26 protein-coding genes are annotated in these 26284 nt (G+C 72.5%); 10 read left to right on the forward strand and 16 right to left on the reverse strand.

Translation table 11 applies throughout. The features are described 5' to 3' along the window. Nucleotides 1-56: 56 nt before the first annotated feature. The 6 genes from ygfZ to IH09_RS11135 form a co-directional block, all read right to left on the reverse strand. Complete coding sequence (gene ygfZ, locus IH09_RS11110; protein WP_052855987.1) at nucleotides 57-1037, reverse strand: CAF17-like 4Fe-4S cluster assembly/insertion protein YgfZ; 981 nt, start codon at nucleotides 1035-1037, stop codon at nucleotides 57-59. 20 nt (nucleotides 1038-1057) lie between these two features. After that, nucleotides 1058-1495 carry a Fur family transcriptional regulator gene (locus tag IH09_RS11115; protein ID WP_110952211.1) on the reverse strand — a complete coding sequence of 146 codons (438 nt, stop codon included), beginning with the start codon at nucleotides 1493-1495 and terminating at the stop codon, nucleotides 1058-1060. Nucleotides 1496-1541: 46 nt separating this feature from the next. Then, nucleotides 1542-2606, reverse strand: a complete 1065-nt coding sequence (locus tag IH09_RS11120) for an ABC transporter substrate-binding protein (protein WP_052855989.1) — start codon at nucleotides 2604-2606, stop codon at nucleotides 1542-1544. A gap of 11 nt (nucleotides 2607-2617) precedes the next feature. Then, nucleotides 2618-3448, reverse strand: a complete 831-nt coding sequence (locus IH09_RS11125) for an ABC transporter ATP-binding protein (RefSeq protein WP_052855990.1) — start codon at nucleotides 3446-3448, stop codon at nucleotides 2618-2620. Continuing rightward, the gene (locus IH09_RS11130) at nucleotides 3448-4548 is read right to left on the reverse strand and encodes a FecCD family ABC transporter permease (protein ID WP_052855991.1); all 1101 of its coding nucleotides are present in this window, start codon (nucleotides 4546-4548) and stop codon (nucleotides 3448-3450) included. The genes IH09_RS11125 and IH09_RS11130 overlap by 1 nt, the downstream gene beginning before the upstream one ends. A 269-nt stretch (nucleotides 4549-4817) precedes the next feature. Beyond that, nucleotides 4818-5381 (reverse strand): FABP family protein, encoded by a 564-nt coding sequence (locus IH09_RS11135; RefSeq protein WP_052855992.1) that lies wholly within the window; start codon nucleotides 5379-5381, stop codon nucleotides 4818-4820. Between the two features lie 252 nt (nucleotides 5382-5633). Here IH09_RS11135 and IH09_RS11140 point away from each other — a divergent pair, with 252 nt between their 5' ends. Beyond that, nucleotides 5634-5999 (forward strand): DsrE family protein, encoded by a 366-nt coding sequence (locus tag IH09_RS11140; RefSeq protein ID WP_052855993.1) that lies wholly within the window; start codon nucleotides 5634-5636, stop codon nucleotides 5997-5999. Between the two features lie 45 nt (nucleotides 6000-6044). Here the strand turns inward: IH09_RS11140 and IH09_RS11145 are convergent, their stop codons facing one another. From IH09_RS11145 to IH09_RS11170, 6 genes are all read right to left on the reverse strand, one after another. Then, entirely contained in the window at nucleotides 6045-6332 is a 288-nt protein-coding gene (locus IH09_RS11145) for a DUF3099 domain-containing protein (protein WP_094793921.1), read from the reverse strand. A 180-nt stretch (nucleotides 6333-6512) separates the two neighbouring features. Continuing rightward, nucleotides 6513-6800: a DUF1416 domain-containing protein gene (locus IH09_RS11150; RefSeq protein ID WP_052855994.1), complete on the reverse strand. Its 288-nt coding sequence runs from the start codon at nucleotides 6798-6800 to the stop codon at nucleotides 6513-6515. A 35-nt stretch (nucleotides 6801-6835) separates the two neighbouring features. Beyond that, nucleotides 6836-7675 (reverse strand): sulfurtransferase, encoded by an 840-nt coding sequence (locus IH09_RS11155; protein WP_052855995.1) that lies wholly within the window; start codon nucleotides 7673-7675, stop codon nucleotides 6836-6838. Between the two features lie 513 nt (nucleotides 7676-8188). After that, complete coding sequence (locus IH09_RS11160; protein WP_052855996.1) at nucleotides 8189-8893, reverse strand: LmeA family phospholipid-binding protein; 705 nt, start codon at nucleotides 8891-8893, stop codon at nucleotides 8189-8191. Between the two features lie 180 nt (nucleotides 8894-9073). Continuing rightward, nucleotides 9074-10480, reverse strand: a complete 1407-nt coding sequence (locus tag IH09_RS11165; RefSeq protein WP_110952226.1) for a hypothetical protein — start codon at nucleotides 10478-10480, stop codon at nucleotides 9074-9076. Nucleotides 10481-10850: 370 nt separating this feature from the next. Beyond that, nucleotides 10851-11096: a MoaD/ThiS family protein gene (locus IH09_RS11170; RefSeq protein WP_052855997.1), complete on the reverse strand. Its 246-nt coding sequence runs from the start codon at nucleotides 11094-11096 to the stop codon at nucleotides 10851-10853. A gap of 218 nt (nucleotides 11097-11314) precedes the next feature. Between IH09_RS11170 and IH09_RS11175 the strand changes: the two genes are divergently transcribed. Further along, a complete protein-coding gene (locus IH09_RS11175) occupies nucleotides 11315-13048 on the forward strand; it encodes an ABC transporter transmembrane domain-containing protein (RefSeq protein ID WP_052855998.1) in 1734 nt (577 codons plus the stop codon). A 101-nt stretch (nucleotides 13049-13149) separates the two neighbouring features. Continuing rightward, nucleotides 13150-15051: an ABC transporter ATP-binding protein gene (locus IH09_RS11180; RefSeq protein ID WP_094794416.1), complete on the forward strand. Its 1902-nt coding sequence runs from the start codon at nucleotides 13150-13152 to the stop codon at nucleotides 15049-15051. A gap of 124 nt (nucleotides 15052-15175) precedes the next feature. Here IH09_RS11180 and IH09_RS11185 read toward each other — a convergent pair whose 3' ends face one another. Then, nucleotides 15176-15796: a TetR/AcrR family transcriptional regulator gene (locus IH09_RS11185; protein ID WP_052856000.1), complete on the reverse strand. Its 621-nt coding sequence runs from the start codon at nucleotides 15794-15796 to the stop codon at nucleotides 15176-15178. 159 nt (nucleotides 15797-15955) lie between these two features. Between IH09_RS11185 and IH09_RS11190 the strand changes: the two genes are divergently transcribed. Next, nucleotides 15956-16870: an NAD(P)-dependent oxidoreductase gene (locus IH09_RS11190; RefSeq protein WP_052856001.1), complete on the forward strand. Its 915-nt coding sequence runs from the start codon at nucleotides 15956-15958 to the stop codon at nucleotides 16868-16870. Nucleotides 16871-16891: 21 nt separating this feature from the next. Here IH09_RS11190 and IH09_RS11195 read toward each other — a convergent pair whose 3' ends face one another. Beyond that, on the reverse strand, nucleotides 16892-17776 hold the full coding sequence (locus IH09_RS11195) for an alpha/beta fold hydrolase (protein ID WP_094793929.1): 885 nt from the start codon (nucleotides 17774-17776) through the stop codon (nucleotides 16892-16894). Between the two features lie 259 nt (nucleotides 17777-18035). On the opposite strand from IH09_RS11195, the gene IH09_RS11200 reads away from it, so the two are divergent. The 6 genes from IH09_RS11200 to IH09_RS11225 all read left to right on the forward strand — a co-directional run bounded on the left by IH09_RS11200 (nucleotide 18036) and on the right by IH09_RS11225 (nucleotide 24191). Beyond that, nucleotides 18036-18815: a response regulator transcription factor gene (locus IH09_RS11200; protein ID WP_052856002.1), complete on the forward strand. Its 780-nt coding sequence runs from the start codon at nucleotides 18036-18038 to the stop codon at nucleotides 18813-18815. A gap of 24 nt (nucleotides 18816-18839) precedes the next feature. After that, complete coding sequence (locus IH09_RS11205) at nucleotides 18840-19865, forward strand: LacI family DNA-binding transcriptional regulator (protein WP_052856003.1); 1026 nt, start codon at nucleotides 18840-18842, stop codon at nucleotides 19863-19865. A 334-nt stretch (nucleotides 19866-20199) separates the two neighbouring features. Beyond that, nucleotides 20200-21462 (forward strand): S1C family serine protease, encoded by a 1263-nt coding sequence (locus IH09_RS11210; RefSeq protein WP_052856004.1) that lies wholly within the window; start codon nucleotides 20200-20202, stop codon nucleotides 21460-21462. 144 nt (nucleotides 21463-21606) lie between these two features. Next, on the forward strand, nucleotides 21607-21906 hold the full coding sequence (locus IH09_RS11215) for a hypothetical protein (RefSeq protein ID WP_052856005.1): 300 nt from the start codon (nucleotides 21607-21609) through the stop codon (nucleotides 21904-21906). Nucleotides 21907-21957: 51 nt separating this feature from the next. After that, nucleotides 21958-22695, forward strand: coding sequence for a response regulator transcription factor (locus IH09_RS11220; protein ID WP_052856006.1), 738 nt, complete (start codon nucleotides 21958-21960; stop codon nucleotides 22693-22695). Then, a complete protein-coding gene (locus tag IH09_RS11225; protein ID WP_052856007.1) occupies nucleotides 22692-24191 on the forward strand; it encodes a sensor histidine kinase in 1500 nt (499 codons plus the stop codon). The genes IH09_RS11220 and IH09_RS11225 overlap by 4 nt, the downstream gene beginning before the upstream one ends. A 180-nt stretch (nucleotides 24192-24371) precedes the next feature. Here the strand turns inward: IH09_RS11225 and IH09_RS11230 are convergent, their stop codons facing one another. Further along, nucleotides 24372-25055: a TetR/AcrR family transcriptional regulator gene (locus tag IH09_RS11230; protein WP_052856008.1), complete on the reverse strand. Its 684-nt coding sequence runs from the start codon at nucleotides 25053-25055 to the stop codon at nucleotides 24372-24374. Nucleotides 25056-25057: 2 nt separating this feature from the next. Further along, nucleotides 25058-26272, reverse strand: a complete 1215-nt coding sequence (locus IH09_RS11235) for a cytochrome P450 (RefSeq protein WP_052856119.1) — start codon at nucleotides 26270-26272, stop codon at nucleotides 25058-25060. Between the last annotated feature and the right edge of the window lie 12 nt (nucleotides 26273-26284).

The raw sequence follows: 26284 nt of genomic DNA on the forward strand, positions 1-26284 counted from the left end.
GACGGGCCGGCTCCGATGGTGGGGGCCGGCCCGTCCGTGGTCCTCCGGACGCCGCGCTACGGCTCGACCACGACCTCCTGCGCCGCCGCCGTACCGGCCGCGCTGAGCTCCGCGTCCACCGGCACATTGCGCTTGACCAGGGCCAGCGCGATGGGGCCCAGTTCGTGGTGGCGGGCCGAGGTGGTGATGAAGCCGAGCTGCCGGCCCTCCTCGCCGTCCGCGGCCAGCCGGACGGGCGTACCGTGCGGCGGCAGGTGCACCTCGCTGCCGTCCAGGTGCAGGAAGACCAGCCGGCGCGGCGGTTTGCCCAGGTTCTGCACCCGGGCGACCGTCTCCTGGCCGCGGTAGCAGCCCTTCTGGAGGTGCACGGCGGTGCCGATCCAGCCCAGCTCGTGCGGGATGGTGCGGTGGTCGGTCTCCATGCCCAGCCGCGGACGGTGCGCCTCGACGCGGAGCGCCTCCAGGGCCAGTACGCCGATCGCCGGGCCGTGCGCCGCGGCGAACGGTTCCAGCTCGCCGCGCGGCAGGAAGAGCTCACGGCCGTACGCGGTCTCGCGCACGACGGTGCGCTCCGGCACCTCGGCGATGGAGCCGGCCGGGAGGTACACCACCGCGAACTCGTCGGTGCGGTCGGCGGCCTCGACGCGGTAGAAGAACTTCATGCTCTCCAGATAGGCGATCAGCGCCTCCTGGGTGCCCGGTTCGGCGTGCAGCCAGGTCGTCTCGCCGTCGTCGACGAGATAGAGCGCGTGCTCGACATGGCCGTGCGCGGAGAGGATCAGCGCCTCGGTCGCCACGCCCGGCGCGAGATCGCTGACGTGCTGGGTGAGCAGCAGATGCAGCCAGCTCAGCCGCTCGGGGCCGGTGACGGTGACCACGCCGCGGTGCGAGAGGTCCACGAAACCGGAGCCGTCGGCGAGGGCGCGTTGCTCCCGGAAGAGATCGCCGTAGTGCGCGGCGACGCCTTCGTCGGGGGCCTCGGCGGGGACGGCGCCGGGCAGCGACAGCAGCGGGCTGACTTTCGAATGTCGCAGCATGCTGCCAGCCTACGACCCGGCTACGGCTCGCTCCGCCCGGCCTTGGCGGTGCAGGCCGCACAGCGGCCGAAGATGGCGAAATGCTTCATGTCCGTGTCGAAGCCGAACCGTTCGCGCAGCTGCGCCGTGAACGGCTCGACCACCGACAGGTCCGCCTCGATGACGTCCGTGCAGTCCCGGCACACCATGTGGATGTGGTGGTGGCGGTCGGCGAGGTGGTACGTCGGCGCGCCGTGTCCCAGGTGCGCGTGGCTGACCAGGCCGAGCTCCTCCAGCAGCTCCAGGGTGCGGTAGACGGTGGAGATGTTCACGCCGCCCGCCGTCTTGCGCACCTCGGTGAGGATGTCGTCGGGGGTGGCGTGTTCCAGCCTGTCCACAGCCTCCAGGACGAGCTGGCGCTGCGGAGTCAGGCGGTACCCGCGCCTGCGGAGGTCGCTCTGCCAGTCGGTGCTCACCACACAGTCAGTGTAGGAGGGCGGCGGACGGGCGGGTATCTCCGCGGCGTCACCCGGTGTGTACACCGCGGAGATAACGGGCGAGATCGGTGATCGCGGCCGGGTTGCGGGGGCTCTCGACGAGGTCGGCGTAGTCCATGACGTAGATCCGGTCGTGCTTGATCGCCGAGACGTTGGCGAGCGGCGGATAGGACTTCAGGAACGCCTTCTTCTGGTCGGCGGAGGTGTCGCCGTAGTTGTTGATCACGATGACGTCCGGGTCGCGGGCGACGACGGTCTCCCAGCCGACCGTCACCCAGGAGTCCTTGAGGTCCTTCATGATGTGGTCGCCGCCGGCCTTGGTGATGATGTCGTGCGGGCCGGCGTACTCCCCCGCGGTCAGCGGCTTGTCGCGGCCGTCGTCGTAGAGGAAGACGGAGGGCCGGTCGGCCGGTGCGGGCGCCTTGGCCTGGGCGTCGGCGACCTGCCGCCGGTACTTCTCGACCAGGGCGGTGGCGCGGTCCTCGACGTCGAAGATCTTCCCGAGCGTCGTCAGGTCGGTGTAGAGCGCCTCCAGCGGCGGCATGACGCCGCGGGCGCTGCCGTTCGGGCCCTTGCGGCAGGACTCGGTCAGTACGTAGCTGCCGATGCCGAGCTTCTTGAGGGAGGCGGGGGTCAGCGCGTTGTCCTCGCCGAAGCCGTAGTTCCAGCCCGCGAAGACCAGATCGGCCTTGGCGTCCAGGGCCATCTCCTTGGTGATCGCCTTCTTGGAGAGCCAGGGGACCTTGTTGTACGCGGCCTTCCAGGGCACCGCGTCGATGTCGCCCTTGTCGTCGGGCATCACATAGCCCGCCATCCGGTTCTCCAGGCCGAGCGCGAACATGATCTCGGTGATGCCGACATCGTTGGTGACCACCCGCTGCGGGGCCTTGTCGTACGTGGTGCGGGTGCCGCAGTTCTCGATGGTGACGGGGTAGTGGCCGGTGGGAGCGGCGGAGCTCTTGCCGTCCTTGTCGCCCTTGCCGTTCTCGCCGTCGGCGGATATCTGCGCGCCGCAGCCGGTGGCGGTGAGCGCCAGGGTGAGGGCCAGCGGGGCGGCGTAGCGGCGGGCGGTACGGCGGGGGGCCGGGAGCATGGGGCGGGTCCTCACGGTGCGGTCGGGGCGGTGACGGGGGCGCCGTCTGCGGGGGCTTCGGCCTGGGCGCCGGCCGGGGCCAGGCGGTCGAACAGCAGCTGGACCGCGCCGGATTCGGGGTGCCGTACGCGGTGCGCGCGCACGCCGAAGACCTCGGCCAGCAGGCCCGGGGTGAGCACGTCGTGCGGCGCCCCGGAGGCGACGATCCGGCCGCCCGCGATGACGTACAGCTCGTCGCAGTGCACGGCGGCCAGGTTGAGGTCGTGCAGCGCGGTCAGCACCGTCAGCCGGCTGTCCCGCACCAGGGCCAGCACCTCCAGCTGCTGGGCGATGTCCAGGTGGTTGGTCGGCTCGTCGAGGACCAGCACCTTCGGTTCCTGGGCCAGCGCGCGGGCGATCAGCACCCGCTGCTTCTCCCCGCCGGACAGGCTCAGAAAGCCGCGCCCGGCCAGATGGTCCGCGCCGACCCGGGCCAGTGCGCGCGCACAGATCTCGGTGTCGGCGGCGCTCGCCCGGCCCGTGCCGCGCTGATGCGGCAGCCGGCCCATCGCGACGACCTCGGCCACCGTGAAGTCGAACTCGGTGCTCGCCTCCTGGGGCAGCGCGGCCAGCAGCCGGGCGCCCTCCCTGGCGTCCATGGCGTGCAGATCCGTGCCGTCCAGCCGTACCGTGCCGGCGGCCGGGCGCAGCGCGCGGTAGACGCAGCGCAGCAGGGTCGACTTACCGCTGCCGTTCGGCCCGACGAGCCCGACGAGGCGGCCGCTCGCCGCCTTCAGGGCGATGTCGTGGACCAGCCGGTGGCCGGCCACCTCCACCGACAGGTCCGTGATGTCGATCCGCATCAGGCGCCGCCTCCGAAGGTGTAGCCGCGCCGCCGCATCAGCAGCACGAAGCAGGGCACGCCGATGACGGCGGTGACCACGCCGACCGGCAGTTCCACGGGCGCCAGCACCACCCGCGAGAGCAGGTCCACCCACACCAGCAGCACCGCGCCCAGCAGCGGTGCGACGGCCAGCACCCGCCGGTGGTCGGCGCCGACCAGCATCCGCGTCACATGCGGCACCATCAGGCCGACGAAGCCGATCGCGCCGCTGACCGCGACCACGGCGCCGGTGACGGCGGCGGCGACCACGAACAGTTCGCGGCGCAGCCGCTCCGCGTCGATCCCCAGGGCGGCGGCCGTCTCGTCGCCCATGGCCAGTGCGTTGAGCCGGCCCGCGGAGAGCAGCAGATGGGCCAGGGCCGCCAGGACCGCGGCCGCGGCGATCGGCACCGAACCCCAGCCGGCCCCGCTCAGGCTGCCGAGCAGCCACATCATCGCCGAGCGGGCCGCCTCGCCGCGGTCGGCGGTGAACACCATCAGGGTGGTGATCGCGGAGAAGCCGTAGTACATCGCGGTGCCGGTCAGCACCAGCCGCAGCGGGGTGAGCCCGTGGGCGGTGCGGGCCGCCGCGTAGACCAGGGCCATCGCGAGCAGCGCGGAGACGAACGCGGAGACCGACAGCGCCCAGACCCCGAGCGCGCCCAGCGCGCCGAAGAGCAGCACGGCGTTGGCGCCGACCGCGGCACCGGAGGAGATGCCGAGGACGAAGGGGTCGGCGAGGGCGTTGCGCACCAGCGCCTGGACGGCGACGCCGACGGCGGAGAGCCCGGCGCCCACGACGGCGGCCAGGACGGCCCGCGGGAAGCGCAGCTCCCACACGATGGTGTAGGGGGCGACCTCGTCGGGGCGGATGGTGCCGCCGGTCAGCCCGGCGCCCAGATAGCGCACCACCTGCGACCAGCTCACCCCGGACGAGCCGAGGCCGATCCCGCACAGCAGGGAGCCGAGCAGCACCACGGAGAGGGCGGCCACCAGGGGCGGTACGGGCAGGCGCCGCGGTGGCGCCGGCCCGTCGTGCGGGGCCGGGGCGCGGGGCGCGGCCTGAGCGGTGGTCGCCACGGGTGGTGCCTTCCGTCGGACCGTGTCCGAACGGAGGAAGACACGGCCCGGCGCCCGTGGCGGCGGAGGCGTCCCCTCGCAGTCCACGGCGAGTTGTCTGGAGCTGGCGCCGCCACGGGTGATCGGGCTCACGGAAGGGTGTTCCGTTTACCGTTGCGGGTCAGCGCCGGACTCTCACCGGACTTCCCCCGCGGGGCGCGTATGAAGATGTGCGGTGGTGCGGCACGGACCGGCCGCCGGGCGAGGCGCCCGGCGGGGAAGCGTCCGGCTTACCGGAAGAAGGCGATCCCGTCGTCGGGCAGGTCCTTGAGGTCCTTGGCCCATTCGCTCGGGTCGACGACCTTCTTCAGATGCGCGGACATGTAGGGGCGCAGCGCCACCTCGGGGGTGGCCTTCTCGCCGACCCACATCAGGTCGCCGTTGACATAGCCGTAGAGCCGCTTGCCGCCGCTGTACGGGCCGGCGGTCACGGTGCGCGCGACGGCGTCGGTGGCCAGGTCGATCTGCGGCTTCCGGTCGGCGAGCTCGCCGTACCAGATCTCCACCACGCCCTGGTCGCGGACCATCACGACCTCGACCTTGCGGTCCGCGTCGATCCGCCAGTAGCCGCTCTCGGTCTCCAGCGGGCGGACCTTCTTGCCCTCGCCGTCGAGCACCCAGCTGTGCGAGGTGTATTCGAGGAAGTCACGGCCGTCGTGGGTGAAGGTGACCTCCTGCCCGAAGTTGCACTTCTCGGCGCCCGGGAAGTCCGCGACGCCGGCGCCCTCCCAGTTGCCGAGGAGGAAGGCGAGCGGCACCAGGGCCGGGTTCAGGTCGGACGGGATCTCGATCATGAGCTCAGGCGATCTGTAGAGAGGGAGGAGGGGATTCTCAGCGCTGGCCCTGGTACAGCTTCTTCCAGGTCAGACCCGCGAAGGCGACGACGCCGACGGCGACCAGGACGAGCAGGGTGGTGAAGACTGCCTCAAGCACGAGCGCGCTCCCAGGACGGAGTGAGGTGTTACGGGACCGGAAGCGAGTCTAGTCGGCGGTGCCACCGGCGGCACTGTGAGGTCCGTCCCCGGCGGCGGCCCTACTCTTGCCCCATGGCGAAGAAGCTCGTGATCAAGGTGACGGCGGGCGCCGACGCGCCCGAGCGGTGCTCGCAGGCGTTCACGGTGGCGGCCGTGGCGGTGGCCAGCGGCGTCGAGGTGTCGTTGTGGCTGACCGGGGAATCGGTGTGGTTCGCGCTGCCGGGGCGGGCGGCCGAGTTCGAGCTGCCGCACGCGGCGCCCCTGCCGGAGCTGATCGACGGGATCCTCGCGGGCGGCGGCGCGATCACCGTCTGCACGCAGTGCGCCGCGCGCCGCGGTGTCGAGCAGCAGGACCTGATCGACGGGGCGGGCATCGCCGGGGCCCAGCTCTTCGTCAGCGAGATCATGCCGGACGGCGTCCAGGCACTCGTGTACTGAGCGCCCGCGGATGGTGCGGCGCGTCCCGCCACCGGGGGCGCCGTATTACTGCGAGTGCTTGTCGTCCTGTTCGTCGAGCTCGCGCCACCAGCGGTCGGACTCCGGGTCGCCGGACTCGTCCCACCAGCGCTCATCCGGCTCTCTGCGATTGCCGATGATCGCCGCGATGGGTGGGATGACCATGGCGACCACGCACATGCCCACCGCCGCCGGCACCGACCAGAGCCGGACCACGCTCCACGCCAGGACGAACAGCGTGATGCACACGGCCATCATGGCGAAATACCTGCGATGACGCCGTTGCGCGGGCGGCAGCCGACGGTGCGCGTACATAAGTCCACGGTAAGTCCGCGCGGGGCGGGAGAGAAGCCCGGGACGGACACCGGTACGCGACCGGTTCCGGCGGCCCGCCGGGCAGGGGCCGCGCAGCGCGGAGGGCCGCACCCCGGCCAAGGCGTCCAAACCCCTGGGGTGCGGCCCTCCGTCAGCGGGGGAGGTCCGTGACCGGCGCCGTCAGACGGCGATGGCGACCTCCGCCAGGCCGCCCCGCTGGGCGACGACGGTGCGGTCCGCGGTGCCGCCCGGGACGAGCGCGCGCAGCGTCCAGGTGCCCTCGGCCGCGTAGAAGCGGAACTGTCCGGTCGCCGAGGTGGGGACCTCGGCGGTGAACTCGCCGGTGCTGTCCAGCAGGCGGACGTAACCGGTGACGGGCTGGCCGTCGCGGGTCACGCTGCCCTGGATCGTCGTCTCACCGGGCTTGATGGTCGAGGCGTCCGGGCCGCCGGGCTGTGCTCCACACATAGGTACTTCCTTGAGGGATTCGGGGAGAAGCTTGCTTACTTGGCGGCACCGAGCTCGATCGGGACACCGACCAGCGAGCCGTACTCGGTCCAGGAACCGTCGTAGTTCTTGACATTGGACTGGCCGAGCAGCTCGTGCAGCACGAACCAGGTGAGCGCGGAGCGCTCCCCGATGCGGCAGTACGCGATGGTGTCCTTGGCCAGGTCGACGGCCTCGTTCTCATAGAGCGCCTTCAGTTCGTCGTCCGACTTGAAGGTGCCGTCGTCGTTGGCGTTCTTCGACCACGGGATGTTGCGGGCGCCGGGCACGTGGCCGGGGCGCTGCGACTGCTCCTGCGGGAGGTGCGCCGGGGCGAGCAGCTTGCCGCTGAACTCGTCGGGGCCGCGGACGTCCACCAGGTTCGTGGCGCCGCCGGCGGCGAGGACCTCGTCGCGGAAGGCGCGGATGGAGACGTCCTGCTCCTTCGCCCGGTAGGTGGTCGCGGTGCGGGTGGGCACGGCCGCGACCAGGTCGCGCGAGTCCAGCTCCCACTTCTTGCGGCCGCCGTCGAGCAGCTTCACGCTGTCGTGGCCGTACAGCTTGAAGTACCAGTAGGCGTAGGAGGCGAACCAGTTGTTGTTGCCGCCGTAGAGGATGACGGTGTCGTCGTTGGCGATGCCCCGCTCCGAGAGCAGCGCCTCGAAGCCCGCCTGGTCGACGAAGTCGCGGCGCACCGGGTCCTGGAGGTCCTTCTGCCAGTCGATGCGGATCGCGTTCTTGATGTGGTTCTTCTCGTACGCGGAGGTGTCCTCGTCTACCTCGACGATGACCACCTTGGGGTCGTCGATGTGGGCCTCGACCCAGTCGGCGTCCACCAGGACGTCGCTACGGCTCATGTTCTTCTCCTCCGGGCGGTTACGGGGCAGTTGCGGTGGTGCACGCGGATACGCCGGGTACGCGCCAAGGGTTCCCGGACCGCGTCCGAGGAGGCCGAAGGCGCGCGGCGCCGCGCGAGGACGTACGAGGGATACGGGGAGGCCGCTGTGGCAGGGACCGTGCAGACGGGAGCGGAAGGGGCCTGTCAGACAGAGCGACAGAGCATGGCGGCGATGCGGCACAGGTCGACTGCCCGGCGCTTCGTGAGTACCGCCTGTCCCCGCGGACGGAGACCGCTCAAAGAGCTCTGCATGCCACCGATCGTAGGGACGGAGTGCGGGGCATGTCACCGGTGTGTCGGATGACGAGATGCGATTGTCCGCGATGTGGGATGTGCGGGGGTGCCGGACCGCCCCGCGCGGCCGTCCGGCGCCGGTGTGCCGGGGAGAGGTCTGGTGGACGGACTACAGCGTCTCAGCGGGTGGACGGACCGGCGGGTCGGCGGGGCGGCGGGCCGGTCCGCCGGGGCCGGGTCAGCTGCCGGGGAGCGCGACGTTCCGGCCGGAGGCGCTGATCGCGATGCCGTCCGGCGAGGTCACGACCCGCTCCAGCTTGAGGTTGCGGGGCAGCTGGTCCAGCTTCCAGTCGTGGTCCGTCTGGGCCCGCACCTTCGCCTCGCAGCCCGGGAGCGCGGCACACACCGTCGGGATCTTGTCGACCCGCAGCCGGACCGTGTTGCCGTTGACGGCGGAGACCGTGCCGGTCACCTCCAGCGAGCTGAGGATCGCGACCTTCGGTGCGATCTTGACCTGGCTGCTGCCGTTCTTCTCCCCGCCGTAGGAGACCGTGACGTCGCCGCCCGCGGCCTTGGTCAGGTCGGCGTAGGTGATCCGGGCGTCGCCGGTGGCCCTGGCAGCGCTCTTGATGGAGGTGTAGTCGCTGGTCAGTTCCACATCGCGGAACTCGGCGGTCAGCTGGTCCAGCCGCAGTGCGCGGCCCTCGGCGCGGGCCTGGATGCCGCCGAGGTCGGCGTCCACTTCCTCCAGGGTGCGGCCGGCGACCTGGGTCAGGAACGGGAAGCCCTTGATGGTGACGTTCGGCGGCTCGTCGAGCCCCTGGCTGCTGCGGATCTTGTCCGCGGCCTTGTTCTCGGCGAAGTTGACCGCGAGGCGGTCGGCGCCGACGAACAGCGCGCCGAAGATGACGACGACGAACAGCAGCACCCGTAGTGCACGCATCGGACCACTTCCCCCACACATGAGCCGGAGATCCGGCGTTCTCTTCCGCACAGGCCCCCGCCCGCGCATCGGCGAGCCTAGACGACCGGCTCCGGCGACCGCGGCCGTCGGCCGCCGGAAGGCGCGATCTCGTGCGTGCCCGGCGGCCGGCGGACGGTGCCCGGCGGCCGCCGACGCACCTCAGACCAGCGCGCGGCCCAGGACGTACACGGCGGGGGCGGCGAGCGCGAGGGGCAGGGCCACCCCGGCCGTCAGGTGGACGAAGCGGGACGGATAGTCGTAGCTGGCCACCCGCAGGCCGATCAGGGCGCAGCCCCCGGCGGCCAGGCCGAGCAAAGCGCCGGCGATCCCGAGATCGGTCAGCAGACCGGCCACGGCACCGGCGCCCGTGGCGGCCGCCAGGGGGAGGGCGACGGCGACGGCGGCGGCGGTCCGCAGCGGCAGCGCGCGGGCGAGTGTGGCCACGGCCACCGCGACGGCGCCGACCACCACCGCGTGCGGGGCGGCGGCGAGCTGGCCGGCGGCGAGCACCGCGAGGGCGGTCGAGGCCAGGCCCGCGGTCAGCGCGTACATCCGCTCGTCCGCGCTGCCGCGGTTGCGCAGCTGGAGGACGAGGACGAACAGGCACCACACCCCGAGCGTGCCGATGGCCACCAGGGGCGCGCTGTCGCGGTCGGCGGCCAGCAGCGCGATATCGGTGGTCAGGCCCGCCAGGAAGGCGAGCGCGATGCCCTGCCGGGCGGGCCACATGCCGTTGAGCCGGAACCAGCCCGCCGCGGTGACGGCCTGCAGCAGCACCACCGGTACGGCCAGCAGGGGCCGCCCGACCAGCGCGGTCAGCGCGAGCAGCACGGCGAGCCCCGCGGTCAGCAGGGCCGGCTGCCGTCCGGGCGGAATGATCGGCGACCGGCCCTCGGCGCGGGCGCGCTGGTTGGGCGCGAGGTGCGCGGTGGAGACGGGGGCGGCGGCCGGCGCCGGGGAAGCGGCGGGCGCGGCGGCGCCGGCCGGGGCGGCGGGCCCGGTCTGCGGGGGGTACGGGTGCTGCCGGGCGGCCGGCTTCTCGGGCGGCAGTGGGGTCTGGTGCGGGGCCTGCTGGTGGGTGGGGGGCGGGGCGGGGAGGTACGCGGTCTGCTCGGCGTCCGACACCGCCGGGAGCGGTGGCTGGACGCCGGTCTCCCAGGTCAGGGCGGACCAGGTCTGGGTGTGGCCGGTCGACTCGGGCCGGCCCGGCTGCGGGGCGGTGTGGGCGGGCGGCTGCGGTGAGCCGTACGCATCCTGCCCGGACGCCGCCGGCCGGCCGTAGGCGTCGTATCCCGACTGCTCGTTGCCGGGCCGGCGGTGCTGCCCGGGGTGTCCGTACTGCTGACCGTGCTGACCGTGCTGACCGTGCTGACCGTGCTGACCGTGCTGACCGTGCTGGATCTGCTGGCCCTGCTGGCCCTGCTGGCCCTGCTGGCCCTGCTGGTCGTGCTGGATCTGCTGTCCCTGCTGAATCTGCTGGCCGCCGGCCACCGGCCACACCGTGGGCTGCTGCTGCGGCTGCTGTGCGTGCTGCTGGGGCTGCGGTGTCTGCGGCTGCTGCTGCATATAGGGGTCGTGCGGGGCGTACGGCTGCGCCTGCTGCTGTCCGTAGGAACCGGTCTGCTGCTGTCCGTAGGAATCGTGGGATCCGTAGGACGCGTGGGGCCCGTGAGAACCAGGGGACCCGTAGGAACCGCCGTACGGAGCGGCCTGGGGGTCGTGCGCCGCCGCCCGCGGGTCGTGCGGGGCGGGTGCCGCGTACGGGTCCTGTGGTGCGTAGGCGCCCGGCTGGGCGTACGGGTTCGGCTGCGCGTACGGCTCCTGCGGGGGCGCGTACGGGGCGGGGGCCGGGTAGGGCTCGTGTGGTTCGTGCGGGTGCGGGGCGGGGCCGGGGTGCTGCGGCGGGTGCGGCTGGTGGTCGCTCATGGTCGTCTGCTCACCCTCCCGCGAAGGGCGGCAGGACCTCGACGGTGCCGTCCTGGGACAGCGGCACCGCCGCATGGTCGCGGGTACCGACCGGAGCGCCGTCCACCAGGAAGGAGCAGCGCAGCAGGACGCGGGCGAACTCGGGGTTCCCGGTATGCGCGGCGCGCGCCGCGTCCAGCGCCTCGGCGAGCGTCACCGCCGCGTACGGTTCCTCTGCCGTGCCGGCGGCGGCCTTGGCCGCGGCCCAGTAGCGCACGGTGCCAGTTGTTGTCACGGCGGCCTCTTCATCGTGTCGGTCGTGGGAGGTCCGGTGCGGGCGTCCGTTGGCGGGGACGTCCCGTCGTTGCCGCCTCCATGATGGCGTACGCGGCGGCCGGACCCGTTCCGGGCAAGTTCTGGCAAAGTCTGCGGGGCCCTCCTGGGGGGATGGCGTTACTCGGTTGCCGTGGGCAAGCGTTCGCATAGGCTCGACGGGTGTTGGTCCAACTAGCGCGGGCGCATCTGCGGCCCCACAGGCGTTCGATATCCCTGATCGTGCTGCTCCAGCTGATACAGACGCTGGCGACTCTCTATCTGCCCACGCTGAACGCGGACATCATCGACGGCGGCGTCGTCAAGGGTGATACGGGCTACATCTTCCGCCTGGGTGGCGTCATGATCGCCGTCACCCTGCTGCAGATCGTCTGCGCCATCGGCGCCGTCTTCTTCGGCGCCCGGACCGCCATGGCGCTGGGCCGCGACATCCGCGCCGCCGTCTTCGACCGGGTGCAGTCCTTCTCCGCCCGGGAGGTGGGCACCTTCGGCGCGCCCTCGCTGATCACCCGCACCACCAATGACGTCCAGCAGGTCCAGATGCTGGTGCTGATGACGTTCACGATGATGGTCGCGGCGCCGATCATGTGCGTCGGCGGCGTCGTCATGGCGCTCAACCAGGATGTGCCGCTCTCCGGACTTCTCCTGGTGATCGTCCCCATCCTCGGGATGCTCGTCTCGCTGATCGTGCGCCGGATGCGCCCGCTGTTCCGCGGGGTGCAGGAGCGCATCGACACCGTCAACCGCGTGCTGCGCGAGCAGATCACCGGTATCCGCGTCATCCGCGCCTTCGTCCGGGACCAGCACGAGCGCGAGCGGTTCGGCGCGGCCAACACCGATCTGTACGACGTGTCGGTGCGCGCCGGCCGGCTGATGTCGATGATGTTCCCGCTGGTCATGCTGATCGTGAACCTCTCCAGCGTGGCCGTCGTCTGGTTCGGCGGGCAGCGCATCGACAGCGGCGCGATGCAGATCGGCGCGCTGACCGCCTTCCTCAGCTATCTCATGTACATCTTCATGTCGATCATGATGGCGACGTTCATGGTGATGATGCTGCCGCGCGCCGAGGTCTGCGCCGAGCGCATCCAGGAGGTGCTGGCCACCGAGTCCAGCGTCATCCCGCCCGAGCACCCCGTCACCGAGCTGCGGCGCCACGGCGAACTGGAGCTGCGCGGCGTGGAGTTCCGCTTCCCGGGCGCCGAGCAGCCGGTCCTGCGGGACATCTCGCTGCTCGCCCGCCCCGGCGAGACCACCGCCGTCATCGGCTCGACCGGCAGCGGCAAGTCGACGCTCCTCGGGCTCGTACCGCGGCTCTTCGACGCGACCGGCGGCACGGTCCTGGTGGACGGCGAGGACGTCCGCACCCTCGACCAGGAGACGCTGGCCACCACCATCGGCCTGGTCCCGCAGAAGCCCTACCTCTTCTCCGGAACCGTCGCGACGAACCTGCGCTACGGCAACCCCGACGCGAGCGACGAGGAGCTGTGGCACGCCCTGGAGACCGCGCAGGCGCGCGACTTCGTCGAGCGGATGGAGGGCGGTCTGGAGGCCCCCATCGCGCAGGGCGGCGGCAATGTCTCCGGCGGGCAGCGGCAGCGGCTGGCCATCGCGCGGGCGCTGGTGCGCCGGCCGGAGATCTACCTCTTCGACGACTCGTTCTCCGCGCTGGACTACGCGACGGACGCGGCGCTGCGCGGCGCGCTCTCCCGCGAGACCGGCGGGGCGACGGTCGTGATCGTCGCGCAGCGGGTCTCCACCATCCGCGGCGCGGACCGGATCGTCGTCCTGGACGAGGGCCGGGTCGTCGGCACCGGCACGCACGCCGAGCTGATGGCGGAGAACGAGACCTACCGGGAGATCGTGCTCTCCCAGCTCACCGAGCAGGAGGCGGCGTGACCACCGCGGACAAGAAGGCGGCCGACCCGGCCGGCTCCGAGGCGCCCGCCCAGGCGGCGCCGCGGCGGGGCCCGGCCCCGGCGCAGGGACCGGTGGGCCGGATGATGGGCGGCCCGGTCGAGAAGTCGATGGACTTCAAGGGGTCGGGCAAGCGGCTGCTGGGCCAGATGGGGCCCGAGCGCGGCATCATCTCGGTCGCGCTGGCGCTGGGTGTGGTGAGCGTGGCGCTGACCGTCCTGGGGCCCAAGGTCCTCGGGCACGCCACCGACCTGATCATGTCCGGCATCATCGGCCGCCAGCTGCCCGCCGGGATCAGCAAGGCGCAGGCCATGGAGCAGCTGCGGGCGCACGGCCAGGGCGGGCTCGCCGACATGCTCGGCGCGATGCCGGTCGTCCCCGGCCAGGGCATCGACTTCGGCGCCGTCGGCACCGTCCTGATGTGGGTCCTGCTGATCTACATCGGCGCCTCGGCGTTCGGCTTCGTCCAGGCCAGGATCGCCACCACCGTCGTCCAGCGCACCGTCTTGCGGATGCGCGAGCAGGTCGAGGAGAAGCTGGCCCGGCTGCCGCTGAGCTACTTCGACAAGCAGCAGCGCGGTGAGGTGCTCTCCCGGGCGACCAACGACATCGACAACATCCAGCAGACGCTGCAGCAGACCCTCAGCCAGATAGTGGCCTCGCTGCTGACCATCGTCGGCGTCCTGGTGATGATGTTCTGGATCTCGCCGCTGCTGGCGCTGGTCGCCCTGCTGACCGTCCCGGTCTCGATCGTCGTCGCCGCCAAGATCGGCAAGCGGGCCCAGCCCCAGTTCGTCCAGCAGTGGAAGACGACCGGCAAGCTCAACGCGCACATCGAGGAGATGTACACCGGCCACTCCCTGGTGAAGGTCTTCGGCCGCCAGAAGGAGTCCGCCGAGCTGTTCCGCGAGCAGAACGAGGCCCTGTACGCCGCGGGGTTCAAGGCGCAGTTCATCTCCGGGATCATCCAGCCCGCGATGATGTTCATCGGCAACCTGAACTACGTCCTGGTCGCGGTCGTCGGCGGGCTGCGGGTGGCCTCCGGCGCCCTGTCCATCGGCGATGTCCAGGCGTTCATCCAGTACTCCCGGCAGTTCAGCCAGCCGCTCACCCAGGTCGCCTCGATGGCCAACCTCGTCCAGTCCGGTGTCGCCTCCGCCGAGCGGGTCTTCGAACTCCTCGACGCCGAGGAGCAGGAGCCGGACGCCGAGCGGCCCGCCCGCCCCGAACACCTCACCGGCCGCGTCGAGTTCGAGCGGGTCTCCTTCCGCTACGAGGAGGCGAAGCCGCTCATCGACGGTCTGTCGCTGAGCGTGCGCCCCGGCCAGACGGTCGCGATCGTCGGCCCGACCGGCGCCGGCAAGACCACGCTGGTCAACCTCCTGATGCGGTTCTACGAGGTGCGCGGCGGCCGGATCACCCTCGACGGCGTCGACATCGCCGAGATGTCCCGCGAGGAACTCCGCTCGCACATCGGCATGGTCCTCCAGGACACCTGGCTCTTCGGCGGCACCATCGCCGAGAACATCGCCTACGGCGCCCCCGAGGGCACCTCGCTGGAGAAGGTCGTCGAGGCCGCCAAGGCCACCCACGTCGACCGCTTCGTGCGCACCCTCCCCGACGGTTACGACAGCGTCATCGACGACGAGGGCGGCAATGTCTCGGTCGGCGAGAAGCAGCTGATCACCATCGCCCGCGCCTTCCTCGCCGAGCCCGCGATCCTCGTCCTGGACGAGGCCACCAGCTCGGTCGACACCCGCACCGAGGTCCTGATCCAGCACGCGATGGCCCGGCTGCGCACCGGCCGGACGAGCTTCGTCATCGCCCACCGCCTGTCCACGATCCGCGATGCGGACCTCATCCTGGTGATGGAGTCCGGCGCGATCGTCGAACAGGGCACGCACGAGTCGCTGCTGGCGGCGGACGGGGCGTATGCGCGCCTGTACGCGGCCCAGTTCGCGGAGGCGGTCGCGGAAACGGGCTGACGGCTGACGGCGGCCGCCGTCGGATCAGGGTCCGGATACCGAAGGTCCGGTGGGGAGCTCCCCACCGGACCTTCGTCGTACGGCCGTACGTCCGTCCCGCGGGCCGGCCGCTGCCGGCCGGCGGTCAGCGGTAGGTCCGGATCAGGCGGGCCAGATGGCGGCCGGCGATCCGCAGGGGCGCGTCGTCGCGGAAGACCTGGGCGGTGATCTCGGCGCCGCCCAGGGTGTTGATGACCGTGACGGCCAGTTCGCGGGCGTCCGGCTCGGGGATACCGGCGGTGCGCAGCTTGTCGTGGACCGCGTCCTGCCAGCTCCGGAACGCCGCGGCGCAGACCTCTTGGATCTCCGGGCTGGTCCCGGTGGTCTCCAGGGCGGTGGTGGTGACCGGGCAGCCGTCGGTCCAGCCGGAGGCGCGCAGGGCGTCGGCGAACGCGTCGACGGCGGCGAGCACGGCGTCGGCCGGGTCCTCGACGGTGGCCAGGACGGTGCGCAGCAGCTCGGCGAACTCCCGGTCGCCGTGCTGGAGCGCCTCCATCGCCAGCTCCTGCTTCCCGCCGGGGAAGAAGTGGTACACGGAGCCGAGGGTGGCCTTGGCCTCGCGGGCGATCTGCTTGATGCCGGTGCCCTCGTAGCCCTGGTGCTGGAGCAGCCGGGCGGTGGTGGCGAGGATGCGGTCACGGGTGCCGAGTGCGGCGGTGGCGTCGGCGGGCGCGGGGTGCCCGGTGCCGTCCTGGGGCGTCTGCATGCCCCCACCCTAGCCGAGTAGAGCGTTCGTTCCAGAGCTGTGCTACGTTCCCCGTGGACTAGATAGAACGTTCGTTTTAGAGAGCTCCGGGGCCTCCCCGCGCTCTCCGAGGTCCAGGTGTCTTCCGATCCATCCAGGTGTTTTCCGAAAGGTGTCTCAATGAGCAGCAACAGCGGCGACGGGAACGGCATGCGTCAGGACGGGAGCGGCAAGCAGGCCGTGACGGTCATCGGGCTCGGGCCGATGGGGCAGGCCATGGCGGGGGCGTTCCTGGCGGCCGGGCACCCGGTGACGGTGTGGAACCGCACCGCGAGCAAGGGGGACGAGCTGGTGGCCAGGGGAGCGGTACGGGCCCGGACGGTCGCCGAGGCGCTCGCCGCCCACGAGCTGGTGGTGCTGAGCATGACCGACTACGACGCGTGCCACGCCGTCCTCGCCCCGGCCGCCGACGCGCTGTCCGGCCGGACCCTGGTCAACCTGACCTCGGACACCCCGGAGCGGGCCCGCGCGGGCGCCGCCTGGGCGAACGGGCACGGCGCCCGGTACCTCACCGGCGGCGTACAGGTCCCGCCGCCGCTCATCGGGCAGCCCGGTTCCGCGACCTTCTACAGCGGCCCGCGGGACGTCTTCGAAACCCACCGGGCGACGCTGGAGGTGCTCACCTCGGCCGACTACCGCGGCACCGACCCCGGCCTCGCCCAGGTCTACTACCAGGCGCTGATGACCATCTTCTGGACGGGGATGACCGGCTATCTGCACGCCGCGGCGCTGCTCGGCGCGCACGGCGTCACGGCCAAGGAGTTCGAGCCGGACGCCCTGAAGGCGGCCGACCTGGCGTACTTCATCGGGGTGATGGGCGCGCAGCTGGACGAGGGGCGGCACGGCGGCGGCGCGGACCGGCTCGCCATGGAGGCGGCGAGCGCCGACCACGTGGTGCACACGCTGCGGGACGCCGGTGTGGACACCGAGGTGCCCGCCGCCCTCGCCGCCCTCTTCCACCGCGGGGTGGCCGCGGGATACGGCGAGCAGAGCTTCACCAGCCTGATCGATCTGGTCGGGAAGCCCGCCGCGTAGTCCGGTCCACGGCGGCCCGGTTCAGGGGGTCCGGGCAGCCGCGGCCCAGTGGGCGATCCGGGCGAGCAGGTGCTCGTCCGCGGCGTTCTCGGCGTGGCCGAAGCCCGCCTCGATCCAGAGGTCCGTGGACGAGGGGTCGGCGGCCGCGGCGAGCATCCGGGGATGGTCGAGGGGGAAGTACGGGTCCTGGTCGCCGTGGACGATCAGCAGCGGGGCCGGGGCGATCAGGGGGACGGCGTCCGTGGGGGAGAGCGGGACCGGGTCCCAGTCCTCGGGGTGGACCCGGGTGTGCAGGCCGAGGCGGGCGACCAGGCGGCCGGCGGGGCGGGTGACGGCCCAGTGGAGGCGCCGCATGGGCGCGGTGCCGCGGTAGTACCAGCGGGCGGGGGAGCTGACCGAGACCACCGTGTCGGCGTGCGCACCCGTGCGCCCCTCGTGCTTCCCCTGGCCGTAAAGCGCCGCATGCCGCAGGACGACCGAACCGCCCATGGAGAAGCCGACGGTGGCGACCCGGCGGTGGCCCAGGGAGCGGGCCCAGCGGACCGCGGCGGCGAGATCGCGGACCTCGCGGTCGCCGACGGTGGAACGGCCGCCGGAGCCGCCGTGGCCGCGGAAGGAGAACGTCACCACGGCCGCACGCTGCGCGAAGACGGCGGCGGCGCGCCGGAGCGCGGGGCGGTCCAGGGCGCCGGTGAAACCGTGCGCGAGGACCATGACGAGATCGCCGGGGTCCGCGCCGGCCGCGGCGGCGGAGGCGGCGGCAGGGTCCGTCGGCGGGCCCGTACGGGGGGTGTAGGCGGCCTCGATCCGGACACCGTCATCCGTCAACAGGGCGACACGATGACCACTCGAAGTGATCGACGGAACACAAGAACGTGCAAAATCGGCCGCCGGTGTGCAACTCATGTGAGCTATTCTGCTGGGCGTGAAGGATCCGGGCAGCGTGGCCCCCGGATCCTTTTGTGCTTTCGACCGTGCCCCCGTGCGGCCGGGAGAACCGTACGAAGCAGTGCCGCAGACTCCCCCGGCTCCGGCCGGGAGGTGCCCCCGTCGCAGGGACCGAGGAGGAACCAGACGTCATGGGCGAGCGAAGCGAGCAGGACGACGAACCGGCCGACGAGCCGGACAGGACGCAGCACCCGGGGGACCGGGCAGGTGGTCGCAGGTGAGTTCGCTGCTGCTGCTGACCAACGCACTCCAGCCGTCGACGGAGGTGCTCCCCGCGCTCGGCCTGCTGCTGCACAGCGTGCGGGTGGCCCCGGCCGAGGGCCCGGCCCTCATCGACACCCCGGGGGCCGACGTCATACTGATCGACGGCCGTCGCGACCTTCCTCAGGTGCGGTCGCTCTGTCAGCTGCTGCACTCCACCGGACCGGGCTGTCCGCTGATCCTGATCGTGACGGAGGGCGGGCTCGCCGCCGTCACCGCGGACTGGGGCATCGACGACGTCCTGCTGGACACGGCGGGCCCCGCCGAGGTCGAGGCGCGGCTGCGGCTGGTGATGGGCCGCCAGCAGATCACCACCGACGACTCCCCGATGGAGATCCGCACCGGCGATCTCAGCGTGGACGAAGCGACCTACAGCGCGAAGCTCAAGGGCCGGGTCCTGGACCTGACCTTCAAGGAGTTCGAGCTGCTGAAGTACCTGGCGCAGCACCCCGGCCGGGTCTTCACCCGTGCCCAGCTCCTCCAGGAGGTGTGGGGCTACGACTACTTCGGCGGGACGCGGACGGTCGATGTGCACGTCCGGCGGCTGCGCGCGAAGCTCGGCCCCGAGCACGAGTCGCTGATCGGCACGGTCCGCAACGTCGGCTACCGCTTCGTGACGCCCGAGAAGGTGGAGCGGGCGGCGGAGGCGAAGGCGCAGGAGAACGCCGCGAAGGCGGCGAGGTCCGGCACCGGCGCGGCCGCCGAATCCCCTTCCGTACGGCCTGCCCAGCGGTAGTGCCACCCGCGTAGACTGCCGCGCGTGGCCAAGGTGACGCGGGATGATGTGGCAAGACTTGCGGGTACGTCCACCGCGGTGGTCAGTTACGTCATCAACAACGGACCCAGGCCGGTCGCCCCGGCCACGCGCGAGCGGGTGCTGGCCGCCATCAACGAGCTGGGCTACCGGCCGGACCGGGTGGCGCAGGCGATGGCGTCCCGGCGTACCGACCTCATAGGGCTGATCGTCCCGGACACCCGGCAGCCGTTCTTCGCGGAGATGGCGCACGCCGTCGAACAGGCCGCCTCCGAGCGCGGCAAGATGGTGCTGGTCGGCAACGCCGACTATCTGGACGAGCGCGAGGTCCACTACCTGCGCGCGTTCCTCGGGATGCGGGTCTCCGGGCTGATCCTGATCAGCCAGGGGCCGAGCGAGCACGCCGCCGCCGAGATCGACGCGTGGGACGCCCGGGTGGTGCTGCTGCACCGCAGGCCGGACGCGATCGACGATGTCGCCGTCATGACGGACGACGTCTGGGGCGCGCAGCTGGCGACCCGGCATCTGCTGGAGCACGGCCACCCCTACGTCGCCTTCCTCGGCGGTACGGAGGAGACCCCGAAGTCCGGCGACCCGGTCACCGACCACCTGGAGGGCTGGCGGCGGGCCATGCAGGAGTCCGGGAAGCCGCTGACCGGGCGGTACTTCCAGGCGCCCTACAACCGCTACGACGCCTACCAGGTGGCGCTGAAGCTGCTGGCCGGTCCCGACCGGCCGCCGGCCATCATGTGCGCGACCGACGACCAGGCGATCGGGGTGCTGCGGGCCGCCCGCGAGCTGCGCATCGACGTACCGGGCGAGCTGGCCGTGGCGGGCTTCGACGATGTGAAGGAAGCGGCGCTGACCGACCCGCCGCTGACGACGGTCGCCTCGGACCGCCAGGCGATGGCGCGGGCGGCGGTCGATCTGGTGCTGGACGACGGACTGCGGGTCGTCGGCTCGCGCCGCGAACGGCTGCGGCAGTTCCCGTCGCGACTGGTCGTCCGGCAGTCCTGCGGCTGCACGGGCTGACGGGGGCGACCGCCGCCGAATCGGAGCCGCTCCGGACACCGGCCGGTGCCGGGGCGCGCGGACGCGTACGGACGACGCTCCCCAACGGACTTCGCACGGTCCCGCCACCGGTCTTCACACGGCTCCGTCACCGCACTTCGTACGGTCCTACCACCGCTCTCCACACAGCTCTGCCACCGGTCTTCGCACGGCCTCGCCACCGCTCTCCACACCGCTCCGCCACCGCTCTCCACACCGCCCAACCCCCGGTCCTTATACCGGGCATACCGACTTCTGTCGGGTCTCTCAGGGGGCTCTCAGACGGTTCTCATGGGGACCCCGCAGAGTCATAGGCATGACCGAGAGCTACCGCGGACGCGGCGACGAGATGCCCCAGGACAGGCCGTACGGTTACGGCCACGACGCCCGCCAGGGCGCTCCGAGCGGCGACCCGGCGTTCCCGCCGCCGCCTTCGTACGCGCCGCCGGCCCACCCGGTCGCGGCCGGTGACGGGGTCACGGTGTGGCCCGGCAATGGCGGCGCGGCGGGCGCGGCGCACGACGCGCACGGAGCTCATGGTGCGCACGGAGCTCATGGTGCGTACGGTGCGCCGGCCGCGCCCGGTGGCGGTGGCCAGGGCGGCGACGGCGCGTACGCCGGGTTCGCCGCGGCGGACCCGCAGATTCCCGAACCGCGTGAGCCGCGGCGCCGGGTGCGGCGGCCGGTGGCGCTGATCGCGGCGGTGGCGCTGGCCTCCGGGCTCATCGGCGGCGGCAGCGCCGCGCTGATCGCGGACGCCACCCGGGCGCCGCAGAACTCCGTCTCCACCCCGCTCGTCAACGCAGGGCAGACCACCGGCGGCGGCGTCGCGGGCGTGGCCAAGGCGGTCAGCCCGGCCATAGTGGAGATCCAGGCGCAGGCGAACGGCGGCCAGTCCACCGGCTCCGGCGTGGTCATCAGCAGCGACGGCGAGATCATCACCAACAACCACGTGGTGGCCGGCGCGAGCACGGTGTCCGTCAGCTTCAGCGACGGCAGCAAGAAGACCGCGAAGGTCGTCGGCACCGACCCGGGCAAGGACCTGGCGCTGATCAAGGTCCAGAACGCCAAGGGCCTGACCGCCGCCTCGCTCGGCGACTCCAACAAGATCGCGGTCGGCGACCAGGTCGTGGCGATCGGCTCGCCCGAGGGCCTGACCGGCTCCGTCACCAGCGGTATCGTCTCCGCGCTCAACCGGGACGTCACCGTCCCCAAGAGCGGCGACCAGGGCGAGCAGGGCCAGGGTCAGGGCCAGGGGCCGGGCCAGGGCGGGGGCGGCGGCTGGCCGTTCGAGTTCGGCGGCAACCAGTACAACGGCGACACCGGCTCGTCCAAGACCACCTACAAGGCCATCCAGACCGACGCCTCGCTCAACCCCGGCAACTCCGGCGGCGCGCTGATCAATATGCAGGGCCAGATCATCGGCATCAACTCCGCGATGTACTCGCCGAGTTCGGCGTCGAGCAGCACGGCCGGCAGCGTCGGCCTCGGCTTCGCCATCCCGATCAACACCGTCAAGGCCGACCTCAACTCGCTGCGCGGCGGCGGGAACGGCAGCGGCAGCGGCACCGGGGTCTGACCGGTCCGGTCCGGCGCCCGTGGCGCGGCCCCGCCCCCGGGGTCCGCGCCGCGCGCCCGGACCGCGGCCGTACCGGACCGCCGCGGCACCGCGGCGCCCGTACCCCGCGCACCACCCGTGACCCGTAAACCCTGGGAGGCCGGTATGGCTCACAAGATCACCGTTCCGGTCCACCGCGCCCGCCGGGCGCTCGCCGCCGCCATCGGCCGGTGCGCGGGCGGCGAACGGCGCAGCGTGGCCCTGACCCCGGTACGGCACGACACCGCTCGCACCGGCCCCGCGGACCTGGACCTGGCCCTAGGGGGCGCGACCGCCGCCCGGCCGGCCCCGGCGGCGGGCGGGGCGGTCGCGGGCCGCCGCCCCGCCGAGGTCGCCGCCGCGCCGCGCACCCGCCGCGGCACCCGCCGTGCGATGTCCGCCGGGTCCGGCGCCGTGCGAGGCTGAAGGACGATTGCGTCAGCCGTTCCGTCATCCCACCCCGAGGTAGTCACGCACATGAGCCCCGCCGAGCACGGTGATCAGCCCGCCCGCATCCTGATCGTCGACGACGAGCCCGCGGTCCGTGAGGCGCTGCAGCGTTCGCTGGCGTTCGAGGGCTACGGGACCGAGCAGGCCGTCGACGGGCTGGACGCGGTCGAGAAGGTCGCCGCCTACCGCCCGGAGCTGATCGTGCTGGACGTCCTGATGCCCCGGATGGACGGGCTGACCGCCGCCCGGCGGCTGCGGTCGGGCGGGGTGACCGTACCGATCCTGATGCTGACCGCGCGCGACACCGTCGGCGACCGGGTCACCGGACTGGACGCCGGCGCCGACGACTACCTCGTCAAACCCTTCGAGCTGGACGAGCTGCTGGCCCGTATCCGCGCACTGCTGCGCCGCAGCTCGTACGCGGCGGCGGCCGGTGCGCAGCCCGAGGAGGGCGAGTCGCTGGCCTTCGCCGATCTACGGATGGACCTGTCGACCCGCGAGGTCACCCGGGGCGGACGGCAGGTCGAACTGACCCGTACCGAGTTCACCCTGCTGGAGATGTTCCTCGCCCACCCCCGCCAGGTCCTCACCCGTGAGCAGATCCTGAAGGCCGTCTGGGGCTTCGACTTCGAACCCACCTCCAACTCCCTCGATGTGTACGTGATGTACCTGCGCCGCAAGACGGAGGCGGGCGGCGAACCGCGCCTGGTGCACACCGTGCGGGGGGTCGGCTACGTCCTGCGGGCCGACGGCGGCGCGGAATGAGCGCCACGGCACCGCCCCAGGGGCACCCGTCCGGCGAGGGACTGACCGCGCGGGCCCGCCGCCGCTACCGCCGGATGCCGCTGCGCTCGCGGCTGGCGATGCTCACCGCGCTGGCGGTCGCCGTCGCGGTGGCCCTCTCGGCCGCCGCCTGCTGGCTGATCACCCGCGACCGGCTCACCGAACAGCTCGACACGACGCTGAGCACGGTCGAGGTGGACTCCGGGTACGTCCAGGCGCTCACCGCCAAGTGCACCGGCGCCGCCCCCAACGTGCGTTTCCAGCCCACCCCGTACACGGTCCAGCTGGTGTCGGCGACCGGCGGGTCGTGCACCGCGCCGGAGAAGTCGCGGATCCCCCCGCAGCGTTCGGACGTGGCGGTCGCCGCCGGGCGGCTGGCCGATTCGGTGCACACCACCCGGGCCGACGACGGGACCGAGATGCGGGTGTCGACCGTGCCCTACCACGGTGCGGTCACCGACGCGGCGGGCGGCCGGCTGGCGATCTCCGTCGCCGCGCCCATGGGCCAGGTCACCGAGCCGCTCGATCAGCTCGCCCTGGTACTGCTGATCGTCGCCGGGGTGGGGGTGCTGGGCGCCGCGACCGCCGGGCTGGGGGTCGCCCGCGCGGGCCTGCGGCCCGTCGACCGGCTGACCGCCGCCGTCGAGCACGTCGCCCGTACCGAGGACCTGACCATCCGCATCCCCACGGAGGGCGAGGACGAGATCGTCCGGCTCTCCCGCTCCTTCAACGCCATGACCGCGGCGCTGGCCGCCTCCCGCGACCTCCAGCAGCAGCTGATCGCGGACGCCGGGCACGAGCTGCGGACGCCGCTGACGTCGCTGCGGACCAACATCGATCTGCTGGTGCGCAGCGAACGGTCCGGCCGGCCGATCCCGGCCGCCGACAAGGAGGCGCTGCTGACCTCGGTGAAGGCGCAGATGGGCGAGCTGGCGGCGCTGATCGGCGACCTCCAGGAGCTGTCCAGGACACCGGAGGCGGGGCCCGGCAGCGGGGCGGCGGTACGGGTCGTGGCGCTGCACGACATCGTGGGCGCGGCCCTGGAGCGGGCCCGGCTGCGCGGCCCGGCGCTGACCGTCACCGCGACCCTCGACCCCTGGTACGTACGGGCCGAACCGGCCGCACTGGAGCGCGCGGTGGTCAATCTGCTGGACAACGCCGTGAAGTTCAGCCCGGCGGGCGGCACCGTCCTGGTCCGGCTGGCGGCCGGTGAGCTGACGGTCCGCGACCACGGCCCCGGCATCCCGGAGGACGAACTGCCGCACGTCTTCGAGCGGTTCTGGCGCTCCCCGTCCGCGCGCAGCCTCCCCGGCAGCGGTCTGGGCCTGTCGATCGTGGCCCGTACGGCGAAGCAGGCGGGCGGCGGCGTACGGCTGCGGTCCGCACCGGGCGGCGGCACCGAGGCGGTACTGACCCTGCCAGGTGCCCCGACCCCACCACCGGATCTGCCGGGGAACGGCGCGGGGGAGAAGGCGTAGCGGTGCCTGGCCTCGGCCTGCGGCTCACCCCGCCCGGACCCAGCCGAGCTGGCCGTCCTGCGAGCGGCCGTCGAGCGCTGGTTCACGGTCTGAGCAGCCGCCCGTGTCGCCGGCCCCTCTGAAGCCCGGTGACGCCTGCGCCGCCCCGGACGGTGCCCGGGGCGGCGCGGGCGTCCACGGTCACGGTCCGGGGGTCGCGGGGGCGAGCCAGAGGCCGGTGAGCGCGTCGATGAGGCCGGTCGCGCATGCGTCCCAGCCGGGCCGTGCGGGGTGGGTGCCGTCGGCGAGCGCGCGTTCGCGTTCGGCGAGCGTATGGACCAGCGTGAGGCGCGCCATGTCGCCGCGTTCGAGCCGTACCGGCGGCGGCAGACCGGGCAGGCAGTTGTTGAGCCCTTCGAGGGCGCGCTGCACCGACGGCCCGAACGCCTCGTCGATCATCAGCTCGCGGAGCACCGGATCGGCCATCAGCTGGGCGCCGAACCGCGCGTACCAGGTGGGGCTGCCCAGCTCGGCCAGGTGCTGGATGCCGGGGCGCACCAGGCAGGCCACCCAGTCCCGTACCCGGTGCGAGTCCCCGGTCTCGGCCAGCATCCGCTCGCGCAGGGTGTCGATCCGCCCGGCGTGCCTGCGGACGACGGCCCGCAGCAGATCGGTCTTGGTGCCGAAGTGGTAGCCGACAGCGGCGTTGTTGCCCTGTCCGGCGGCCTCGCTGATCTGGCGGTTCGACACGGCGAACACACCGTGCTCGGCGAACATCCGCTCCGCCACCGCGAGGATCGTCTCCCGGGTCCCTTCGGAGCGGGGGGACCGGGCGGAGCGGACGGTGCGGACCGTTCGGACGGACTGGGCGGCCTTCCCCTCCACCGTCACCACCTGACCGGGACTTCACGGAGGCCGCCGACGAGCAGCCCTTCGATGCGGCGCAACTCCGGTACGGGGACGGCGAGTTCCAGAGTGGGCAGACGGCGCAGCAGCACGTCCAGCACGGTCTGGAGCTCCGTGCGGGCGAGGGACTGGCCGAGGCAGGAGTGCGGTCCGGTGCCGAAGGACAGATGCGGGTTGGGGCTGCGGTCCAGGCGCATACCGCCGGCGCCCTCGAAGGCGCCCTCGTCGCGGTTGGCGGCGGCCATGCTGCACACCACCGTGGTGCCGCGGGGCAGTACGGTGCCGGCCACCTCGATGTCCTCGGTCACGTAACGGGGCATACCGAACCCGGGGTTGGCGTCGAACCGCAGGACCTCCTCCACCGCCGTACGCACCAGCGAGCGGTCGGCGACCAGCCGCTCCCACCGCCGGCGGTCGGCCAGCAGCAGCGCCACCATCTTGCCGATCATGTTCGCGGTCGTCTCGTGCCCCGCGATCAGCAGTGCCTGGCCGGTGGCGATCAGTTCGGTGTCCGTGAGGCGCCCGCCGTCGGCATCGGTCGCGGTGAGCAGCGAGCTGAGCAGATCCTCACCCGGTTCGGCGCGCTTCATGTCGAGATGCGCGGCCAGGTACGCGTGGAACTCCGCCTGGGCCGTCTCTATCTCGCCCTGCCCGTACCGGGTGAGGTTCAGCAGCATGTCCGACCAGCGGGCGAACCTGTCCCGGTCGGTGTCGGGGACGCCGAGCAGATCGCAGATCACCCAGACCGGCAGCGGGAAGCCGACGCTCGCCTTCAGATCGGCCGGCCCGCCGCGCTCGACCATGTCGTCGACCAGCCGCTCGGCCATCGCCTCCATCCCCGGCCGCAGCGCGGTCATCCGCTTGACCGTGAACCACTTGGTCAGCATCCGCCGCCAGCGCTGCTGACCGGCGCCGTTGAGGGACGCGGCCATCGAGTCGTTGAACACCCCGCCGGTCTCGTTGGCGGAGATCCGGGCGGCGTCGTCCGCGTCCAGCCGGCGGGTGCACCGGGGATCGGACAGGACCTGCTTGACATCGTCGTAGCGGGTGAGCAGCGACGCGCCGTCACCGCTGGGCAGTACCACCGGTGCCACCGGACACCTGTCCCGCAACTCCGCCCATTCCGCGGGAGGTTCCAACGCCCCCTCGACCGGCAGCGGATAGGTCGGCGTACGTCCGCCGTCTTCCTGGCTCACCACTGTCTCCCC

The organism is Streptomyces celluloflavus (assembly GCA_000720995.1).
In the GTDB taxonomy this organism is placed as follows: Bacteria; Actinomycetota; Actinomycetes; order Streptomycetales; family Streptomycetaceae; genus Streptomyces; species Streptomyces celluloflavus.

Bases quoted from the DNA above. Each gene is read 5' to 3' on its own strand.
- ygfZ (WP_052855987.1), bottom strand. From the start codon at position 1,037: ATGCTGCGACATTCGAAAGTCAGCCCGCTGCTGTCGCTGCCCGGCGCC.
- IH09_RS11120 (WP_052855989.1), bottom strand. From the start codon at position 2,606: ATGCTCCCGGCCCCCCGCCGTACCGCCCGCCGCTACGCCGCCCCGCTG.
- IH09_RS11125 (WP_052855990.1), bottom strand. From the start codon at position 3,448: ATGCGGATCGACATCACGGACCTGTCGGTGGAGGTGGCCGGCCACCGG.
- IH09_RS11135 (WP_052855992.1), bottom strand. From the start codon at position 5,381: ATGATCGAGATCCCGTCCGACCTGAACCCGGCCCTGGTGCCGCTCGCC.
- IH09_RS11140 (WP_052855993.1), top strand. From the start codon at position 5,634: ATGGCGAAGAAGCTCGTGATCAAGGTGACGGCGGGCGCCGACGCGCCC.
- IH09_RS11145 (WP_094793921.1), bottom strand. From the start codon at position 6,332: ATGTACGCGCACCGTCGGCTGCCGCCCGCGCAACGGCGTCATCGCAGG.
- IH09_RS11150 (WP_052855994.1), bottom strand. From the start codon at position 6,800: ATGTGTGGAGCACAGCCCGGCGGCCCGGACGCCTCGACCATCAAGCCC.
- IH09_RS11155 (WP_052855995.1), bottom strand. From the start codon at position 7,675: ATGAGCCGTAGCGACGTCCTGGTGGACGCCGACTGGGTCGAGGCCCAC.
- IH09_RS11160 (WP_052855996.1), bottom strand. From the start codon at position 8,893: ATGCGTGCACTACGGGTGCTGCTGTTCGTCGTCGTCATCTTCGGCGCG.
- IH09_RS11165 (WP_110952226.1), bottom strand. From the start codon at position 10,480: ATGCAGCAGCAGCCGCAGACACCGCAGCCCCAGCAGCACGCACAGCAG.
- IH09_RS11180 (WP_094794416.1), top strand. From the start codon at position 13,150: ATGATGGGCGGCCCGGTCGAGAAGTCGATGGACTTCAAGGGGTCGGGC.
- IH09_RS11185 (WP_052856000.1), bottom strand. From the start codon at position 15,796: ATGCAGACGCCCCAGGACGGCACCGGGCACCCCGCGCCCGCCGACGCC.
- IH09_RS11190 (WP_052856001.1), top strand. From the start codon at position 15,956: ATGAGCAGCAACAGCGGCGACGGGAACGGCATGCGTCAGGACGGGAGC.
- IH09_RS11195 (WP_094793929.1), bottom strand. From the start codon at position 17,776: ATGAGTTGCACACCGGCGGCCGATTTTGCACGTTCTTGTGTTCCGTCG.
- IH09_RS11210 (WP_052856004.1), top strand. From the start codon at position 20,200: ATGACCGAGAGCTACCGCGGACGCGGCGACGAGATGCCCCAGGACAGG.
- IH09_RS11215 (WP_052856005.1), top strand. From the start codon at position 21,607: ATGGCTCACAAGATCACCGTTCCGGTCCACCGCGCCCGCCGGGCGCTC.
- IH09_RS11220 (WP_052856006.1), top strand. From the start codon at position 21,958: ATGAGCCCCGCCGAGCACGGTGATCAGCCCGCCCGCATCCTGATCGTC.
- IH09_RS11225 (WP_052856007.1), top strand. From the start codon at position 22,692: ATGAGCGCCACGGCACCGCCCCAGGGGCACCCGTCCGGCGAGGGACTG.